16 protein-coding genes are annotated in these 17251 nt (G+C 70.2%); 9 read left to right on the top strand and 7 right to left on the bottom strand.

The genetic code is table 11. From position 1 onward, the window contains the following. The first annotated feature begins 22 nt into the window (after nt 1-22). The 9 genes from rpmH (at nt 23) to OG552_RS18010 (ending at nt 6820) form a co-directional block, all read left to right on the top strand. A complete protein-coding gene (gene rpmH / locus OG552_RS18050) occupies nt 23-160 on the top strand; it encodes a 50S ribosomal protein L34 (protein ID WP_003975051.1) in 138 nt (45 codons plus the stop codon). A 19-nt stretch (nt 161-179) separates the two neighbouring features. Further along, nucleotides 180-578 (top strand): ribonuclease P protein component, encoded by a 399-nt coding sequence (rnpA, locus tag OG552_RS18045; RefSeq protein ID WP_329134152.1) that lies wholly within the window; start codon nt 180-182, stop codon nt 576-578. Next, nucleotides 575-892 (top strand): membrane protein insertion efficiency factor YidD, encoded by a 318-nt coding sequence (gene yidD, locus OG552_RS18040; protein ID WP_075016398.1) that lies wholly within the window; start codon nt 575-577, stop codon nt 890-892. Before rnpA ends, yidD begins: the two co-directional genes overlap by 4 nt. A gap of 2 nt (nt 893-894) precedes the next feature. Beyond that, nucleotides 895-2091 carry a membrane protein insertase YidC gene (yidC, locus tag OG552_RS18035; protein WP_329134149.1) on the top strand — a complete coding sequence of 399 codons (1197 nt, stop codon included), beginning with the start codon at nt 895-897 and terminating at the stop codon, nt 2089-2091. Nucleotides 2092-2116: 25 nt separating this feature from the next. Next, the gene (locus tag OG552_RS18030; protein ID WP_329134147.1) at nt 2117-2635 is read left to right on the top strand and encodes a Jag family protein; all 519 of its coding nucleotides are present in this window, start codon (nt 2117-2119) and stop codon (nt 2633-2635) included. Nucleotides 2636-2766: 131 nt separating this feature from the next. Beyond that, on the top strand, nt 2767-3504 hold the full coding sequence (gene rsmG, locus OG552_RS18025; protein WP_329134145.1) for a 16S rRNA (guanine(527)-N(7))-methyltransferase RsmG: 738 nt from the start codon (nt 2767-2769) through the stop codon (nt 3502-3504). A 354-nt stretch (nt 3505-3858) separates the two neighbouring features. Further along, nucleotides 3859-4974 carry a ParA family protein gene (locus OG552_RS18020; protein ID WP_329134143.1) on the top strand — a complete coding sequence of 372 codons (1116 nt, stop codon included), beginning with the start codon at nt 3859-3861 and terminating at the stop codon, nt 4972-4974. Continuing rightward, entirely contained in the window at nt 4971-6089 is a 1119-nt protein-coding gene (locus OG552_RS18015) for a ParB/RepB/Spo0J family partition protein (RefSeq protein ID WP_329134141.1), read from the top strand. Before OG552_RS18020 ends, OG552_RS18015 begins: the two co-directional genes overlap by 4 nt. Nucleotides 6090-6202: 113 nt before the next feature. Continuing rightward, on the top strand, nt 6203-6820 hold the full coding sequence (locus tag OG552_RS18010) for a GNAT family N-acetyltransferase (RefSeq protein WP_329134140.1): 618 nt from the start codon (nt 6203-6205) through the stop codon (nt 6818-6820). A 94-nt stretch (nt 6821-6914) separates the two neighbouring features. Here the strand turns inward: OG552_RS18010 and trxA are convergent, their stop codons facing one another. The 7 genes from trxA to OG552_RS17975 all read right to left on the bottom strand — a co-directional run bounded on the left by trxA (nt 6915) and on the right by OG552_RS17975 (nt 17099). Further along, nucleotides 6915-7244, bottom strand: a complete 330-nt coding sequence (trxA, locus tag OG552_RS18005; protein WP_329134138.1) for a thioredoxin — start codon at nt 7242-7244, stop codon at nt 6915-6917. Between the two features lie 63 nt (nt 7245-7307). Beyond that, nucleotides 7308-8258, bottom strand: a complete 951-nt coding sequence (gene trxB / locus OG552_RS18000; protein ID WP_329134137.1) for a thioredoxin-disulfide reductase — start codon at nt 8256-8258, stop codon at nt 7308-7310. A gap of 109 nt (nt 8259-8367) precedes the next feature. Next, entirely contained in the window at nt 8368-9228 is an 861-nt protein-coding gene (locus tag OG552_RS17995) for an anti-sigma factor family protein (RefSeq protein WP_329134135.1), read from the bottom strand. Next, nucleotides 9225-9896: an RNA polymerase sigma factor SigM gene (gene sigM, locus OG552_RS17990; protein WP_443071172.1), complete on the bottom strand. Its 672-nt coding sequence runs from the start codon at nt 9894-9896 to the stop codon at nt 9225-9227. The genes OG552_RS17995 and sigM overlap by 4 nt, the downstream gene beginning before the upstream one ends. Before the next feature lie 29 nt (nt 9897-9925). Beyond that, complete coding sequence (locus tag OG552_RS17985) at nt 9926-11587, bottom strand: protein kinase family protein (protein ID WP_443071171.1); 1662 nt, start codon at nt 11585-11587, stop codon at nt 9926-9928. Between the two features lie 590 nt (nt 11588-12177). After that, the gene (murJ, locus tag OG552_RS17980; RefSeq protein WP_329134130.1) at nt 12178-14682 is read right to left on the bottom strand and encodes a murein biosynthesis integral membrane protein MurJ; all 2505 of its coding nucleotides are present in this window, start codon (nt 14680-14682) and stop codon (nt 12178-12180) included. A gap of 26 nt (nt 14683-14708) precedes the next feature. Next, nucleotides 14709-17099 carry a DUF6049 family protein gene (locus OG552_RS17975; protein ID WP_329134128.1) on the bottom strand — a complete coding sequence of 797 codons (2391 nt, stop codon included), beginning with the start codon at nt 17097-17099 and terminating at the stop codon, nt 14709-14711. Between the last annotated feature and the right edge of the window lie 152 nt (nt 17100-17251).

The raw sequence follows: 17251 nt of genomic DNA, 5'->3' as shown, positions 1-17251 counted from the left end.
CGATTCTCCCTGGAGCCCCCGAGTGAGCAAGCGCACCTTCCAGCCGAACAACCGCCGTCGTGCGAAGACCCACGGCTTCCGTCTGCGTATGCGCACCCGCGCCGGCCGCGCCATCCTCGCGACCCGCCGCAGCAAGGGCCGCGCCCGGCTGTCCGCCTGATCGTCACAGGTCCCATGCCGTGCTTCCCACCGAGAATCGGCTGAGGCGCCGGCAGGACTTCGCAGCGGCGGTTCGCCGCGGACGCCGAGCCGGCCGACCGCTTCTCGTCGTCCATCTCCGCCGCGACACCACGGACCCGCATGTGCCTGGGGGGCGCACTCCCCCGGCGCGTGCGGGTTTCGTCGTGAGCAAGGCGGTGGGCGGAGCCGTTGAACGCAACCTGGTCAAGCGCCGACTGCGTCATCTGGTCCGTGAGCGTCTGCCTCTGCTGCCCCCCGGTAGCCTGGTGGTAGTACGCGCACTGCCCGGCGCCGGCAGTGCGGACCATGCACAGCTGGCCCTCGATCTGGACGCCGCACTGACGCGGCTGCTGGGTCGCGACACCCATGGCGAAGCCGAGGGGAGGGTGGCTCGATGAAATACCCGTTGCTGGCACTCATCAAGCTGTACCAGTGGACGATCAGTCCACTGCTCGGTCCGGTGTGCCGCTACTACCCCTCCTGCTCCCACTACGGATACACCGCCATCGACCGGCATGGCGCGATCAAGGGCACCGCTCTGACCGCGTGGCGCATCCTGCGGTGCAATCCCTGGTCGCCGGGCGGCGTGGACCATGTCCCGCCGCGTAAACGACCGCCATGGCACGATCGGCTGCGCCGCTACCTGCGGGGCGGCTCCGACGGGCCCGTCACGCCCGAGCCCACCGGACCCTCTCACGCCCAAGGAGCCTGACCGTGGGGATCCTGAACCCCCTCTATGACGCCGTCTCGTGGATCATCGTCCAGTTCCACTCCTTCTACAGCCTGATCTTCGACGCGAACAGCGGCTGGGCGTGGGGTCTGTCCATCGTCTCGCTGGTGGTCCTGATCCGGACGGCGCTGATTCCGCTCTTCGTCAAGCAGATCAAGTCGACGCGGAACATGCAGGTGCTCCAGCCGAAGATGAAGGCGATCCAGGAGCGCTACAAGAACGACCGGCAGAAGCAGTCGGAAGAGATGATGAAGCTGTACAAGGAGACGGGCACCAACCCGCTCTCCTCGTGCTTGCCGATCCTCGTCCAGTCGCCGTTCTTCTTCGCCCTGTACCACGTGCTCAGCAACGTGGCGAAGGGCAACGAGGTCGGCGTCATCCACAAGAACCTGGTGGACAGCGCGCAGAGCGCCCACATCTTCGGCGCCCCGCTGCCGGCCAAGTTCACCGACAGCGCGGCCAAGCTGGCCGAGTTCGGCGCTCACCAGACCGAGGTCCGTGTCGTCACGATCCTGATGATCGTGCTGATGTCGTTCTCGCAGTTCTACACGCAGCGCCAGCTGATGACGAAGAACGTGGACATGTCGGTGAACACGCCGTTCATGCAGCAGCAGAAGATGCTGATGTACGTGTTCCCGCTGGTCTTCGCCGGCTTCGGTGTGATCGCCCCGGTCGGTGTGCTCGTCTACTGGCTCACCACCAACGTATGGACGATGGGCCAGCAGCTGGTCGTCATCCGGCGCAACCCCACCCCGGGCAGCCTCGCCTTCAAGCAGCGCCAGGAGCGGCTGCGGGCCAAGGGCAAGCTGGTGGAGCCGCTGGAGGAGGTCAAGGCCAAGGAAGCGGTCGAGGCCGCGCGTGCCAACCGCAGCCAGCCCAAGCGGCAGAGCAAGTCCCAGCGCACCTCGGGCGGCGCCGCGGGCGGTGCGACGGGCCCCTCGGCCCCGTCCGGCACCGGCGGCGGTACCGGCGGTGCCGACGGCGCCACCAAGGGGTCCAGTACGGCCGGCAAGGGCGGTGGGGCCGGCGGCGCCACCAAGAGCACCGGTGCCCCACGGGCCGGCGGCGGGAAGCCCGGCGCTCCCCGGGCGGGTGCGCCACGGGCCGGTGCGGGCAAGGGCGGCACCCCCAAGGCGGGCGGGCAGAAGGCCAAGCCGAGCAACGCGTCGAAGAAGAAGTAGAAGGAAGTCAGAGGAGATGCCAGGCGTGAGCGACGTCAACACCACCACGGCACCCGACAGCGGTTCGTCCGCGACCCTCTCCCGGCTGGAGCAGGAGGGGGAGATCGCGGCGGACTACCTGGAGGGGCTGCTGGACATCGCCGATCTCGACGGCGACATCGACATGGATGTCGAGGGTGAGCGCGCGTCGGTGTCGATCATCGGCGACCCGGCGAGCCGCGAGCTCAACAAGCTGGTGGGCCGGGACGGCGAGGTGCTGGAGGCGCTCCAGGAGCTGACCCGGCTGGCGGTGCACCGTGAGACCGGTGAGCGCAGCCGGCTGATGCTGGACATCGCCGGGTTCCGGGCCCGTAAGCGGGCCGAGCTGGCGAAGCTCGGGGCGAGCGCGGCGGCCGAGGCGAAGCAGACCGGGCAGCCGGTGAAGCTGGACCCGATGACGCCCTTCGAGCGCAAGGTCGTGCACGACGCGGTCGCCGCTGCCGGACTGCGCAGCGAGTCCGAGGGTGAGGAACCGGAGCGCCGCGTGGTGGTCCTCCCCGTCTGACCGGGGAATCGGTACCAAAAGCCCGCACTCCGCTCCATCGGCCCCGTCTGTTCGCAGGCGGGGCCGAAGCTTGTCAGCCTGAATGGGTACGTCTGTGGTGTCCCCGCAGAACCGAGGAAAGGACAGTCCCTGTGACCGAGGCAGCAGCGGAACTCCCCGCGCCGCCGGAGCAGGCCAGGACGGTCTTCGGCGACCGGTACGCCGACGCGCTGCGCTACGCCGAGCTGCTCGCGGACGCCGGCGTACGGCGTGGGCTGATCGGTCCGCGCGAGGTGCCCCGGTTGTGGGAACGGCATCTGCTGAACTGCGCGGTGATCTCCGAGGTCATCGACGAGGACGTGTCGGTCTGTGACGTGGGCTCCGGCGCCGGGCTGCCCGGGATTCCGCTGGCGCTGGCCCGGCCTGATCTGCGGATCACGCTGCTGGAGCCGTTGCTGCGGCGGACCACCTTTCTCGAAGAGGTGGTCAAGCTGCTGGGCGTCGGCAATGTGACCGTGGTGCGCGGGCGGGCCGAGGAGATGATCGGCAAGCTGCCGCCGGTGGACGTGGTGACCGCGCGGGCGGTGGCACCGCTGGACCGGCTGGCCGGCTGGGGTCTGCCGCTGCTGCGGCCGCACGGTGAGATGGCCGTACTCAAGGGCGACACCGCGGAGCAGGAGGTCAAGGCGTCCCGGGCGGCACTGAGCCGGCTGGGCGCGGTGGAGGCGACCGTGGTCCAGGTCGGTGAGGGCATCGTCGACCCGCTCTCCACGGTGGTGCGGGTGCTCGTCGGGGAGAGCCCGGGCGGGGTCCGGGCGGCCACCCGGCGGGCCAAGGCGGCTCGGGCCAGCCGCAATCAGCGCGGTGGCGGCGGTCGCCGCCGCCGCTGACGGAAGGCCGCCGCGGCAGCCGGGTGGGGCGTCGCGGCACTCAGTCGGGGTGCCGCGGCGGGGTGCCGTCGTGGGTGCCGTCGTGGGTGCCGTCCTGAGGCGAGGGCGATTGGTGCTCTACGCCATACAAACGGCCAAACCGACATAAGCCGGAGTGTCTGCGGAGCTGGCGGCGCGGCGCTGTGCATCGTGTTCCACGTGAAACGTCGCTCGCTGCTTCCGGGAGTGCTCAGCCGCGGCCGCGCCGCAGCTGAAGCCCGTGCCAATAAACCCGCTAAGACGACCGCTCCTGTGGACAGTTCTCGGGATTTATCCACAGGCAACCGGGCCTCGCTGGTTCAGCACCCCTCGGGCATGGCAGGCTCTTCTCATTGCGAGCCTGAAGTCGAGGAGAGTGAGTCCTTGCGGTCCGACGCCAACATCGCGGGGCCGATGGCCGATCCGGTCCCCGGTCCCCGCTCAGCTGAATCAGCCGGGGGACCCTTCGCTGGGCCCCCGGGGTTCGTGGGCGATGTTTCACGTGAAACATTGCCTCCCATGGATGACACCCCTATCGGTCGCGCCGCCCAGTTGGCCGTCGAGGCGCTGAACCGCACCGGTGAGGGGCTGCCCCGACCTGCACAGACCCGGATCATGGTGGTCGCCAACCAGAAGGGCGGGGTCGGCAAGACCACCACCACGGTGAATCTGGCGGCTTCCCTGGCACTGCACGGCGGCCGGGTGCTGGTGATCGACCTGGACCCGCAGGGCAACGCCTCGACGGCCCTGGGCATCGACCACCACGCCGAAGTCCCGTCCATCTATGACGTCCTGGTGGAGAGCCGGCCTCTCTCCGACGTCGTCCAGCCGGTCGCTGATGTGGAGGGCCTCTTCTGCGCTCCCGCCACCATCGACCTGGCGGGCGCCGAGATCGAACTGGTCTCGCTGGTGGCCCGGGAGAGCCGGCTGCAGCGGGCCCTGGAGTCCTACGAGCAGCCGCTGGACTACGTCCTGATCGACTGTCCGCCCTCCCTCGGTCTGCTCACCGTCAACGCACTGGTGGCCGGCGCCGAGGTGGTCATCCCGATCCAGTGCGAGTACTACGCGTTGGAGGGCCTGGGCCAGCTGTTGAAGAATGTGGACCTGGTCCGCGCCCATCTCAACCCGAAGCTCTTCGTCTCCACCATCCTGCTGACGATGTACGACGGCCGGACCCGGTTGGCCGCCCAGGTCGCCGAGGAGGTCCGGACGCACTTCGGCAAGGAGGTGCTGCGGACCAGCATCCCGCGCTCGGTCCGGATCTCGGAGGCACCCAGCTACGGCCAGACCGTGCTGACTTACGACCCGGGCTCCAGCGGCGCCCTCTCCTATCTGGAGGCGGCCCGGGAGATGGCGCTGCGCGGCCTGCCGGGCGGCGTGGCCGTCGAGTACGACCCGCAGGACGAGCAGAGTGAGCACAACCCGCACAGCATGTCGGAGGGCATCCAGTGAGTGATCGACGCAGAGGGCTCGGCCGTGGTCTCGGCGCGCTGATCCCGGCCGCGCCGCAGCCGAACGGCTCATCGTCGTCGGCCGGACCCGTCCTGACGCCGGAACGTGGCGTCGCGGCGGCGAAAGTGGCGGGTCTGGTGGACCGCAGAACACCCGAGTCCACCCCACCGGTGGTGGACATCCCTGTTTCACGTGAAACAGAGCCGGATCTGTCCGCGACGCAGGCTCCGGTCACCGGCGCCTACTTCGCCGAGCTGGAGCTGGACGTCATCACGCCGAACCCGCGCCAGCCGCGCGAGGTCTTCGACGAGGAAGCGCTCAGCGAGCTCGTCACCTCCATCAAGGAGGTGGGTCTGCTGCAGCCGGTGGTGGTGCGGCAGATCGACACCGACCGGTTCGAGCTGATCATGGGAGAGCGCCGCTGGCGGGCCTGCCGTGAGGCCGGTCTGGAGCGGATCCCGGCGATCGTCCGCGCCACCGAGGACGAGAAGCTCCTCCTGGACGCCCTGCTGGAGAATCTGCACCGGGCGCAGCTGAACCCGCTGGAGGAGGCCGCCGCCTACGACCAGCTGCTGCGGGACTTCGCCTGCACCCATGAGCAGCTCGCCGACCGGATCGGCCGGTCCCGCTCGCAGGTCTCCAACACCCTGCGGCTGCTGAAGCTGCCGTCCGCCGTGCAGTTGAAGGTGGCGGCCGGGGTGATCACCTTCGGTCACGCCAGGGCGCTGCTCGGGCTGAACGACGTGGAGCAGCAGGAGGCGCTGGCCGGCCGGGTCGTCGCCGAGGGGCTGTCGGTGCGCTCGGTCGAAGAGATCGTGCTGCTGATGAACGGCGAGACGAAGCCGGCCCGGAAGTCCGCCGCACCGCGAGCCGGCCGCCGGGTCTCCCCGGCGCTGACCAACCTCGCCTCTCGGCTCTCCGACCGTTTCGACACCCGGGTGAAGGTCGACCTGGGTCAGAAGCGGGGAAAGATCGTGGTGGAGTTCGCGTCCATAGACGATCTGGAGCGGATCCTGGGGGCGATGGCTCCCGGCGAGGGCAAGGTGCTGGAGTCCCGGCTGGAGGACGAAGAGGCCGAGGACGGCGAGGACGGCGAGGGCACGGACGACGTGTGAGGGACAGGCACCCCGGTGAGCCGCCGGGGTGCCCGAGGGTTGCGAGGGCCGCACCGGATACCCGATCGGGGATCGGATTGCTCGGTGCGTGCCAGAAATGGGGTCTTGGCCACATGGGACGTCGGCTGGTACCGCTCACTCTGGACAATCTCCCGGACCTCCCCAAGCCCTGCCGCCGCTGTGTCTTCTGGGAGCTGGACCCGGTCAGCGGCGAGGCGGCCGTCCAGGCGGGTAAGCCTGAACTTGAGAAAGAGGCATGGATCTCGGCGGCCCTGCTGGAGTGGGGTTCCTGCGGCCGGGTCGTCTACGTCGACGAGGTGCCGGCCGGCTTTGTGCTCTACGCCCCGGCCGCGTATGTGCCGCGCTCCACGGCTTTCCCCACCAGCCCGGTGTCGCCGGACGCCGTGCAGTTGATGACCGCCCGGGTGCTGCCGGGCTACCAGGGGCAGGGCATCGGGCGGGTGCTGGTGCAGACCGTCGCCAAGGATCTGGTCCGGCGGGGCTTCAAGGCGATCGAGGCGTTCGGGGACGCGAAGTGGGACTCTCCCGGCTGCGTCCTGCCCGCCGACCATCTCACCGCGGTGGGCTTCAAGACGGTCCGCCCGCACCCGCGCTATCCGCGACTGCGGCTGGAGCTGCGCTCCACCATCTCCTGGAAGGAAGACGTGGAGATGGCGATCGACCGGTTGCTGGGCGCGGTACAGAAGGAACCGGCGCTCCGGCCGCTCTAGAGTCCGGGGAACCGACGACGGCGGGCGGTTGATGTTCCACGTGGAACATCAACCGCCCGCCGTCATTACCGCGCTGGTGCTGTGCTGGAGAGCGTCAGCCGATGAAGTCGGAGAGGTCACGCTCAAGGGCGGCCCGCGGCTTGGCGCCGATGATGGTCTTCACGACCTCGCCGCCCTTGTAGACGTTGAGCATCGGGATGGACATGACGCCGTACTTCGCGGCCGTCTCCGGGTTCTCGTCGATGTTCAGCTTGACGATGGTGATCTCGTCCGCGTGCTCGGCCGCGATGGCGTCGAGGGACGGGGCGATCTGGCGGCACGGGCCGCACCACTCGGCCCAGAAGTCCACCAGCACGGGCTTGTCGCTGGAGAGCACCTCCTCGGCAAAGGTCGCGTCGGTCACGGTCTTGGTGTTGCCGGCCACGGCAGTCTCCTCAGGTTCTTGGGGCGGGGTGGAGGGGTGTGGAGAGGTGAAGCGGGGAAGCCGTCAGGCGGCCTTCTCGGCGTCCGCGAGCGCCGACAGATAGCGTTCGGCGTCCAGAGCGGCGGAGCAGCCGGTGCCGGCTGCGGTGATCGCCTGACGGTAGGTGTGGTCCACGACGTCTCCGGCGGCGAAGACACCGGGAACGTTGGTGCGGGTGCTGGGGGCCTGCACGGTGAGATATCCCTCCGCGTCCAGGTCGAGAACACCCTTGAAGAGCTCGGTCCGCGGGTCGTGGCCGATCGCGATGAACAGACCACTCACCGGCAGCTCCGAGGTCTCACCGGTGCGGGTGTTGCGCAGGGTCAGACCGGAGAGCTTGCCGTCGCCGTTGACCTCCGCGACCTCGCTGTCCCACACGAAGGAGATCTTCGGGTCGGCGAAAGCACGCTCCTGCATCGCCTTGGAGGCCCGCAGGGTGTCCCGGCGGTGGATGATCTTCACCGACCTGGCGAACCGCGAGAGGAAGGTTGCCTCCTCCATCGCGGTGTCGCCGCCACCGATCACCGCGATGTCCTGGTCGCGGAAGAAGAAGCCGTCACAGGTCGCACACCAGGAGACACCGCGACCCGAGAGGAGATCCTCGTTCGGGAGGTTCAGCTTGCGGTGCTGCGAACCGGTGGTGACGATGACAGCCTTGGCGCGGTGCACGGTGCCGGCGGAGTCGGTGACCGTCTTGATGTCACCGCTGAAGTCCACCGCGGTCACGTCGTCCGCGATGAGCTCGGCGCCGAAGCGTTCGGCCTGGGCCCGCATGTTGTCCATCAGATCCGGACCCAGGATGCCCTCACGGAACCCGGGGAAGTTCTCCACCTCGGTGGTGTTCATCAGCGCACCGCCGGCGGTTACCGAGCCCTCGAACACCAGCGGCTTGAGAGAGGCACGCGCCGTGTAGAGCGCCGCGGTGTAGCCCGCGGGACCCGAGCCGATGATGATGACATTGCGGATGTCGCTCACGGGTGAATTCCTCGTCTCTGCGAACTGCTGTGGGGGCCCTGGAGGGACTCTCGTCCTGCCTAACGGATCCTACGGGCCCGACATTCCCACGGCTGTGAGCCGCCCGCCGTCAGCGTGGATAGGTGTTCTGGAAGAGCACAGAACCCGGGCTGGTGTCCGTACAGGAGGCGCTGACAACGTACGCGTCCACCAGGGACCCGTCACCGGGGTGCGGCAGCACGACGAGATAGGAGTCCGTGCCCTGGAAGAGGTCGCGTTCGGAGGCCAGCGGCGCCTGGGAGCGCTCGGTGGCATCGAGGACACATGCGGGCACCGATGCGGCCTTGCCCGTGCCGTCGGGGCCGCTGAGCATCGGGGAGTCGCCGATCTTGCCGCGGGCGCCGGCCGAGGGCGGCTGGGCGAGCAGCTGCCGCACCTGCGCCGCCACCGGGTCGGCGGCGGCTCCCGCGTCGGCTTTCTTGAGGCTGTTGGAGCCGGCGTTGTCACCGCCGCCGCTGGAGGCCGCTTCGTATATGCCGCCGCCGACCAGGACCACCGCGGCGACCGAGGCCGCGACGAGCAGACCCTTGCGCCGGCGGCGGCCACGGTGCAGAGGGGTGACGTTCGATGTTCCACGTGGAACATCACCGTCTCCGGAGTGCCTTTCGGCCGACGCTCCGCTCTGCCCTTCGGGCGATGTTCCACGTGGAACACGAGGGCCGGGCAGGACGGTGTCGAGATGCGCCTCGGCGGCGAGCGCCGCGTCGATCCGTCCGGCGACGTCCGCCGGCATCCGCTGCGGCCCGGGCAGGGAGCCCAGCAGCCCGCGGATCTCGGTCAGCGAAGTCAGTACGTCGCTGCACAGAGGGCAGTCGGCGATGTGGTCGCGGACATCGGTGCCGCGATCCGGCGGCAGCAGGCCCTCGGTCAGGTCGGAGATCTCGGCGACCTCGGGATGCGGGTCCGTCCCTGCACCCTTCTTCGCTGTCATCGGTGGCCACCTCCGCCCTGTTCTGATCCCGTCTCTGTGACGGATGTCCCCTCCGCCCGGTTCCTTCCCCCGGTGTCCAGGGCGCTGCCGACGCCCTCGGAGCGCAGATGAGTGAGAAGGGGCAGCAGCCGGGCGCGCCCACGGGCGCACCGGCTCTTCACGGTGCCGACCGCCACGTCCAGCACCTTGGCGGCCTCGGCCACTGGGTAGCCCTGCATGTCGACCAGCACCAGGGCGGCACGCTGCTCGGCCGGCAGCGTGGCCAGCGCGGCCAGCAGCTCCCGGTGCAGCTCGTCCCGCTCGGCCGGCGCCTCTGCGGACTCGTGCGGCTCCATGAGGGCTTCGAAGTTCTGCTCGTCCGCGACCGGGGCGGTCCGCCGGGACTCGGCGCGGCGGACCCGGTCCAGGCAGGCGTTGACCACGATGCGATGCAGCCACGTCGTGACGGCCGACTGGCCGCGGAAGGTGTGGGCGGACCGGAAGGCCGACACCAGGGCGTCCTGGACGGCGTCGGCGGCTTCCTCCCTGTCTCCCAGGGTGCGCAGCGCCACCGCCCACAGCCGGTCGCGGTGCCGCCGGACGAGTTCACCGAAGGCGTCGGGCTCGCCCGCCACGTGGCGGGCGAGCAGAGCGGTGTCGTCGACCCCGCCGAACGGGCTTCCCTCCAACGCCACAGGCTCCCCCGTCCGCCGCTCGATCAGCCCGTGACGCTGATCTCGGCGATCTTTCCCCGGTACGCGCCGTCGGACGGCGGCAGCTTGGTCAGCCACACCAGGAGATAGCGGGAGTTCACCTTGGTGCCGGGCTTCAGCGTGACCTCGGTGCCGTGCGTCGAGGCCACCTTGGTGAAGTCGCCGAGCGCGGTGGGCATCTTCGCGGTGTTCTGCGGGGCGGCCATCAGCTCGACCGAGGTGTCCCCTCCGACGAAGTCGACCTTCACCCCGCTGACGTTGTGGGCCTTGCCCAGGTCCACGATGACGCCGACGCCTGACTTCAGACCGCCGAGGTCGGGCCGACTGTAGTAATTCTGGGTCTGCCAGTAGGTGCCCGTGTCGTGGTCGTAGACCCTGTCCACGGTCGAAGGGCTCTCGGTGCCGTCACCCAGCGGGTCGAAGTCCCGGGCACCGACGATCTTGACCGGCCCCACCGGCGGCGGCGTGGTGGCCTGGCCCGCTTTCTGGCCGGTGGGCTGGGGGCGGGTGGAGCGGTCCTCACGGGACTGCAGGGTGTCGGCGAGCTGCCAGCTGCCCAGGCCGATCGCCACGGTCAGGAGCGCGACCACCGCCCATTTGAGGACCTTGCCGGTCCGGCCGGGCAGTGCGGGCGGCGGGGCCGCCGGAGCCATCGGCACCCGGGCGGCACCGCCGGGCGGCGGCGGGGGCTGCTGGAAGACGGACGCGGGGTAGACCGGCGGGGGCTGCTCGGGCGGCCGGATGCGCGGTACGGCCGCGACCGCCCTGGCCAGCTCCTCCGGGGTGGTGCACGGCGCCTCCTCGCGGGAGGCGGTCGCCCCGTCGTTCACCAGGGCCCGGATGGCGATCTCGGACAGGCCCCGGTGGACGCCGGCCCGTACCTGGTCGGGGGCGACCAGGCCGACGCCCTTGGGCAGCCCGGCGAGGCCGTGGGCGTCCTCCTCGTAGGGCCAGCGCTGGGTGAGAGAGGCGTAGAGCAGTGCGCCGATCGCCTCGGTGTCCTGGCGCTTGGGCGTCTCGGAGCTGAGGCCGCGCAGCGCCGCGGCGACCGCCAGCCCGCGGATGCGGTACTGCCCGGAGACGGTACGCAGCACCGCGCCCGGGTCGAGCCGCAGATGCGACAGGCCCTCACGGTGGGCGGCGGCCATGCCCTGCGAGACCTGACTGACCATCTGGTAGGCCTCGTGCGGCTCCAGCGGGCCCGTGGTGAGCAGATCGGCCAGTGAGGTCGCGTCGGGCAGCCACTCGTGGATGACATAGACCAGATCGTTCTCCTCGACGGCGTCGAGGACCTGGACGAAGCGGGGGTCGCCCAGCAGGGCGGCGGAGCGGGCCGCGGCCATCACCTGGCGGGCCCGGCGGTGGTCAGCGGGCAGGAGGTGGATGCCGACCGCACGGCGCAGCTTCTCGTCCACCGCACGCCAGCTGCTGAAGCCGTCCACCCGGGTGACGCACTCCGCCAGCTGGTAGCGGCGGGCCAGCTTGTGACCGCTGTGCAGCTCCGGTGGGGTGGCACGGGGAGCTGAAGGCTTCTTGGCGGCGGCGCCGCTCCCGCTGCCACCGGTGGCCGGTTTCGGAGCGGGACCGGACTTCACCGCGGTGGCGACCGGGGGAAGCGGCGTGGTGGTCGCCTCGTCGGTGTCCGCGGCGGGGGGCGTGAGGGCGATGGTGGCGGTGGCCGAAGTCCTCGCCGGAGCCGCGGGCTCTGCGGTGAGGACGGTCGTGGTGTCGGTCAGGGTCTTGGTCTCGGCGTCGCCCCCGGGGTCGATCTCGGGGGCGATCTCGGGGTCCGTCCCGGCCTTGGACCCGGCGTCCGCCCCGGTCGTGGTGCTGGGGGCTGCTGCGGCCTTGCTGTCGGCGTCGATGTCGCCCTTGGCCCCGGTCCTGGTCTTCGCCTCGGATGTCACAGGAGAGGAGTCCGCTGTGCCCGCGCTGTTCTGTTCGGTGGTGGTCCGGCGTTTCTTCGGCGCGGTGTCGGCCGCGACGCCGTCGGATGTACTGCCGGTCTGGTCGTCCGTCGCCGTTCCGCCGGAGGTGGCGCCGCTGTGCTGTGCGGCGGGCTGCTTCTCGCCGCCCTCATTGGCCACTCCGACGGCGGCCGTGCTCCGATCCGCCACCGTCGTTCCTGCCTCCCCATCCATTGCGCGATCTCACGTCCAGCCGAAGACAATTGTGCCCACACTCCGCCGCTATGCACGACACACGGCGGGCCGTGAAGGTTGCGCGGTAAAAAGCGCCGGGTGGTGCGCGGGCCCGATCAGCGCCCGAGCCGCCCCCGGACCATACCGATCATGGCGGTCATCTCCTCGATCCTCATCCGCTTCGCGGCAACGACGAACAGACCGAGCAGCAGCACGCCACCCACCACCAGCGCGGCGAAGGCGCCGACCGCACCGCTGCCGAGTGCGCCCATGATGACGTACACGGCCACGCCGGCGATCGCCGCGGCGGGGATACAGGCGCCGACCAGCCGGGCGTAGGTGCGGATCACCCGGCGGCCGTCCAGATCTCCGTGCAGACGCGCCCTCAGTCGCTTGGCGGCTACCCCGACACCGACGGCGTACGCGAGCCCGTAGGCGAATCCCATGCCGACCACGGCCCAGCGGGCGGGCAGCACCAGGAAGCAGATGCCGGCCGCCGCCGCGTTCACGGCCGCGACGATCACCGTGTTGTAGAAGGGGGTGCGGGTGTCCTCGAAGGCATAGAAGCCGCGCAGGATCACGTACTGCACCGAGAAGGGGATCAGACCGACGCCGAAGGCCATCAGGATGAACCCGATGTTCTGCGCCGACTCGGCGCCAGTGCTGGCGTAGAGGAGCCCGCAGATCGGTACTCCCAGGGCGAGGAAGGCGAAGCCGGCCGGCACCATGGCCACCGCCGAGGTCCGCAGGCCGTAGGAGATGTCGTCGCGGACCGCGGTGATGTCGCCGTCGGCGGCGGCCCGGGAGATCCGCGGCAGCACCGCCGCCATCACCGAGACGGTGATGATGGCCTGCGGCATCTGCCAGATCAGCAGCGCGTTGTTGTACGCGGTGATGCCGGTGCCCTGGTAGCCGTCCTTGTCGGCGTTGGAGCCCGCCCAGGTGGCCAGCTGGGTGACCGCGATCAGACCCGCCTGGTTGGCCAGCACGAAGAAGAAGGTCCACTTGGCGAGCCTGGCGGCCTTGCCGAGGCCATGACCGCGCCAGTCGAACCGTGGCCGGAACTTGAAGCCGGCGTCGCGCAGGTACGGGAGCATCGCCAGCGACTGCACGACCAGGCCCAGCAGGGTGCCGAGGCCCAGCAGGCGGGCGCCTTCCGGGGTGATCGTGGTGGCGTCCATCCGGGTGGTGCTGTAGGAGCCGTAGACCCAGATGAACATCAGGAAGGTGAAGATCACCACGATGTTGTTGAGCACCGGCGTCCACATCATCGCGCCGAAGCGGCCCCGGGCGTTGAGCACCTGGCCCATCACCACATGGACGCCCATGAAGAAGATGGTCGGCAGGCAGTAGCGGGCGAAGGTGGTCGCCACGCTGTACGTGTCGGGGTTGTCGGCGATCTTCGCGGACATCAGCCGGACCAGGACGGGCGCCCCCAGCACGGTGACCGCGACGATCCCGCCGAGCAGCACCATGACCACGGTCAGCAGCCGGTTGGCGTAGGCCGCGCCCCCGTCGTCGTCGTCCTTCATCGCGCGGACCAGCTGCGGGACGAAGACCGAGTTGAGGCCGCCGCCGATGGTGAGGATGTAGATCATCGTCGGCAGCGTGTTCGCCACCGCGTAGGAGTCGCCGAGGGTGGCGACGCCGATCGCGGCGGCGATCACCAGGGTGCGGACGAAGCCGGTGACCCGGGAGACCAGGGTTCCCGCGGCCATCAGCGCGCTGGACTTGAGAACGCTCCCGCCGCGGCCGTTGGTCTCCGCCACGACGGGCACCTGCCCGGTGGCGTCCAGCGGCACCTCACCGGTCGCCTCGACCGGGGCGACGGGCGGCGCCGGCTGCCCCTGCGGCTGCTGGTACGGGTAGCCGTACCGCGGATCGACGTAGCCCTGCTGTCCCTGCTGGCCGTACCCCTGGGCCCCGTAGGCCGGGTTGCCGTACTGCTGCGGGTCCACGTACTCGGCGTACTGGCCGGTCGGATACGTGGGCTGCCCGTAGGCGGGCTCCTGGTACGTGGGCTCGGAGTAGCCGGTGCCGGTGTTGTCGGCGGGCGTCTGGTAGCCCTGGGGGTAGCCGTACTGCTGCTGGGGGTAGCCCTGCTGCGGGTACTGCTGCTGCGGATAGCCGCCCTGCTGCTGAGGCTGCTGGGGGTGCTGCACCGGCTGCTGGTGCTGGGGTTGCTGCGGCTGCTGGCCGTAGTTCTGCCGCGGGTCCTGGGGAGGCGCGGGCTGGGCCGGCTGCTGCTGCTCGCCGGCGGCCTGGTCGCGGAAGAGGTGCGCGTAGGGGTCGTACGGCTGCTGCTCGGGCCCGGGGCCGGGCCCGCCGACCAGGCCGTCCACCCCTACGTACTGGGTGCCGGCGTCGTCGCCGTAGGGCATCTGCGGATAGCCGGACTGCTGCCAGTGCCGCCCGCCGTCCGGTGCGGGCGGGGGCGGCGGATGGGCCGCCCGGTCGTACAGTGCCTCGTCCACCGGGTCCTGCGCCGTCGGTCCCTGCTGCTGGTAGGGGTCGTAGGCGTAGGTGTTCTGCAGATACGGGTCAGGTGGCGTGGGACGCTGCTCGGGCTGGGGAGGCATCTGGCCCGCAGAGTCGCGATCACCGTCATACGGCGCGTTCATCAGTGCCCCACCTTATTGTCCGCCGGCTATCCGTCCACCTTCTCACCTGCCGGGGACGGCTCCGGGCTTTGCGGGGCGGTGTCAGCGGCAGGGTCACCCGGCTGCCCGGGTGACGAGCTGTCCGCCTCGCCGTCGTCTCCGTCGTTACCGTTGCTTCCGCCGCCTGCGCCGTTGCCCTCGGAACCGCCCCCGGAACCGCCGTCGTCGCCGCCCGAGGCGGCTTGACGCTTACGTTGACGGTAGATCCGGACTCCGGCGAGCACCAGCAGCAGGAGGCCCACGGCGATGATCAGCATCACCAGGTCGGTGACCTTGGTGATCTTGACATCGAACGTATCGGCCTGCCCGTAGCGGGAGCCGTCCTTGGTGTAGAGCTGTGTGGTGATGGAGACCTTGCCGTTGGCGCTGGCCTTGGTCTCGAACTTCAGGGTACGGGTATGCCCGCCGTCGATGGTGATCGGCTGGAGCGGGTTCTTGATCTCCAGCCGGATGTTCGCGCCCGAGGTCAGTTGCAGCTGCAGGCCGCTGATGGCCTGGCCCAGGTCGTTCTTCACCGTCACCGGGATGGTGCCGCTGCGCCCGGAGAGGGTGAGCGTGGTCTTCTTCAGGACGTGCACCGCGCCGGTGAGGTCGTCGAGGTACTGGTCGATGGAGTTGCGGAAGCCGGCGGGATTCTCCGGATCGCTGGGGTCCGAGGTGTTCCGCGGGTCGTCCCGCCAGCCCGTGGAGACCGCCCGCAGCATCGCGTTGCGGAAGGGCACGGTCACCCGGTCCTGGATGGTGAGGATGCCCACGAAGTTGTTGAGCCGCTGCTGGATGTCGCGCAGCGAGGGGAAGGTGTCCTGCGGCAGCTGATGCCTGCTCAGCGCCTTCGGGTAGGCGCGGGCCGGCGGGACCTGGTGGTTCGCCCTGGAATCCGGCGCCGCCTTGGCGACGGTGTCGAAGGAGACCAGCTCGGCCCAGGGGCTGCTGTCGATCTGCTCGATCGCCTGGGCCATCGCCTGTGCCTGCGCGATCGACGGCACCCGCTGCGGGGCCACCAGCAGGCTCCGCTGCCGGTTCGGCGCCTGCATGGTGATCATCAGGGTCTGCGCGACGAAGTTCTGCACCGCGGCCTCCGCCCTGCCGTCGCTGAGCGAGCCGGAGAAGGCGCCGGAGAGCTGGGCGTCGGCGACCACCGCGGTGGTGCCGTGACCGATCGGCCGGGACGCGGTCGGGGTGTACTCGACCGGGCCGTCGGTGAAGGTGTTGCTGGCGGCGACGATCCGCTGTGCGCCCCCCTCCCGGGCCACCGAGACGATGGAGGGGTCGAGGGCCCCGCCGACCGGCCAGGCGACGTTGGCGGCCGACCTGACGCCCAGGATGGTGTCCGTGGTGATCTTCCCGAGGGTGACCCCGGTCTTGAGTTGCGCGACGCCCACCCGGGCGTTCTGGCCGCTGTGGGCGACCGAGGCGATGTCGGTGTCACCGAACGGCAGCGAGATCACCTGTGCGCCCGCGATCGCGGTCCGCAGGGCGTTGATCCACGCCTTCGCGTCCGCGGTGCCGGTGCCGGGGACGGTTCTGGTGATGTCCTTCGGGTTCGTCGCCACCCGGTAGGGCTTGGTCATCGCCTCCACCGAGGCGAGCAGATCCGGGTCCACGATCCAGGTGACCGGGAGGTTCTTCGCCAGGTCGACCATCACCTGGAGCCGGCCGCCGGGCGCCAGCTCCTTGGCCAGGTCGTCGTCGAGGAAGATCGGGCTCTGCTGGGACTCGGGGTCGCCCTGGGCCGCGATGTGCGGCCGGTCGGTGAGCGGCCACAGATAGCTGATCCGGGTCGTCTTGGCGCTCTCCCCGTCGGGATACCAGGGCAGGAAGGTCCGCTGGATGCCGAGCACGTGCTGCCAGGACTCCACCGCGGTCTGACCGTCGAGCGTCACCGAGAGCTGGTAGACGCCGCTGTCGCCGAGGTCGAAGGCGCTGACCGGGACCTTGAGCGTGAAGGGGACGCCGAGTCCGGGCTGGATGTCCGGCACGTCGGTGGTGTGCCCGTCGATGTCCGCGCCACCGTCCAGCGCCGCCTTGTACGTCGTGCGGGCGGCGACCTCGGTCATCTCGCTGCGGCTGGTCAGCGGGCCGCCGGTGCCGATCCGCACGCCGATGTACGCGTCGGTGATCTCGGACTTGCTGTTGTTCGCCACCGTGCCGGAGATGGTCACCGAGCCGTCGGCGGTCGGCACCCGCGGGCTGAGACCGTCCAGGGTCAAGGTGGCGGTGTGGGAGCCGGTGGTCGCCTGCGCCTGCGAGCTGGTCGCCTCAGCGGCCTGCAGCAGCCCGGTGAGCAGGGCAGCCCCGCACAGCAGCGCGGTGGCCCGCAGCAGTCGCCGTCGGCGTCTCGACGGGGCTCTTCCGGGTGCCTGTGCCGCCTCGCCCACGCGTTCGCCCGTCCCTCGTCGTCATCGGTCGTGCTCGTTCATCGGATGTGCGTGCTGGCATGTTAACGATCCGCGCTGTGTCGGAGTGCTGCGGCGTCCAGCATGCGGCCGGAGGGAAACCCGGGAGCCGGCGGGTGCCGCGGACCCGTACC

Origin of the sequence: Streptomyces sp. NBC_01476 (assembly GCF_036227265.1) — a bacterium.
Classification (GTDB): Bacteria; Actinomycetota; Actinomycetes; order Streptomycetales; family Streptomycetaceae; genus Actinacidiphila.
The sequence above is the reverse complement of the archived record's forward strand: the minus strand, read 5'-3'. Positions and strand labels throughout refer to the sequence as shown.

What these genes read in the sequence shown, in the direction of transcription:
- murJ (WP_329134130.1), bottom strand. Translation starts at nt 14,682, where the DNA reads ATGAACGCGCCGTATGACGGTGATCGCGACTCTGCGGGCCAGATGCCT.
- OG552_RS17995 (WP_329134135.1), bottom strand. Translation starts at nt 9,228, where the DNA reads ATGACAGCGAAGAAGGGTGCAGGGACGGACCCGCATCCCGAGGTCGCC.
- yidD (WP_075016398.1), top strand. Translation starts at nt 575, where the DNA reads ATGAAATACCCGTTGCTGGCACTCATCAAGCTGTACCAGTGGACGATC.
- OG552_RS18010 (WP_329134140.1), top strand. Translation starts at nt 6,203, where the DNA reads ATGGGACGTCGGCTGGTACCGCTCACTCTGGACAATCTCCCGGACCTC.
- OG552_RS18020 (WP_329134143.1), top strand. Translation starts at nt 3,859, where the DNA reads ATGGCAGGCTCTTCTCATTGCGAGCCTGAAGTCGAGGAGAGTGAGTCC.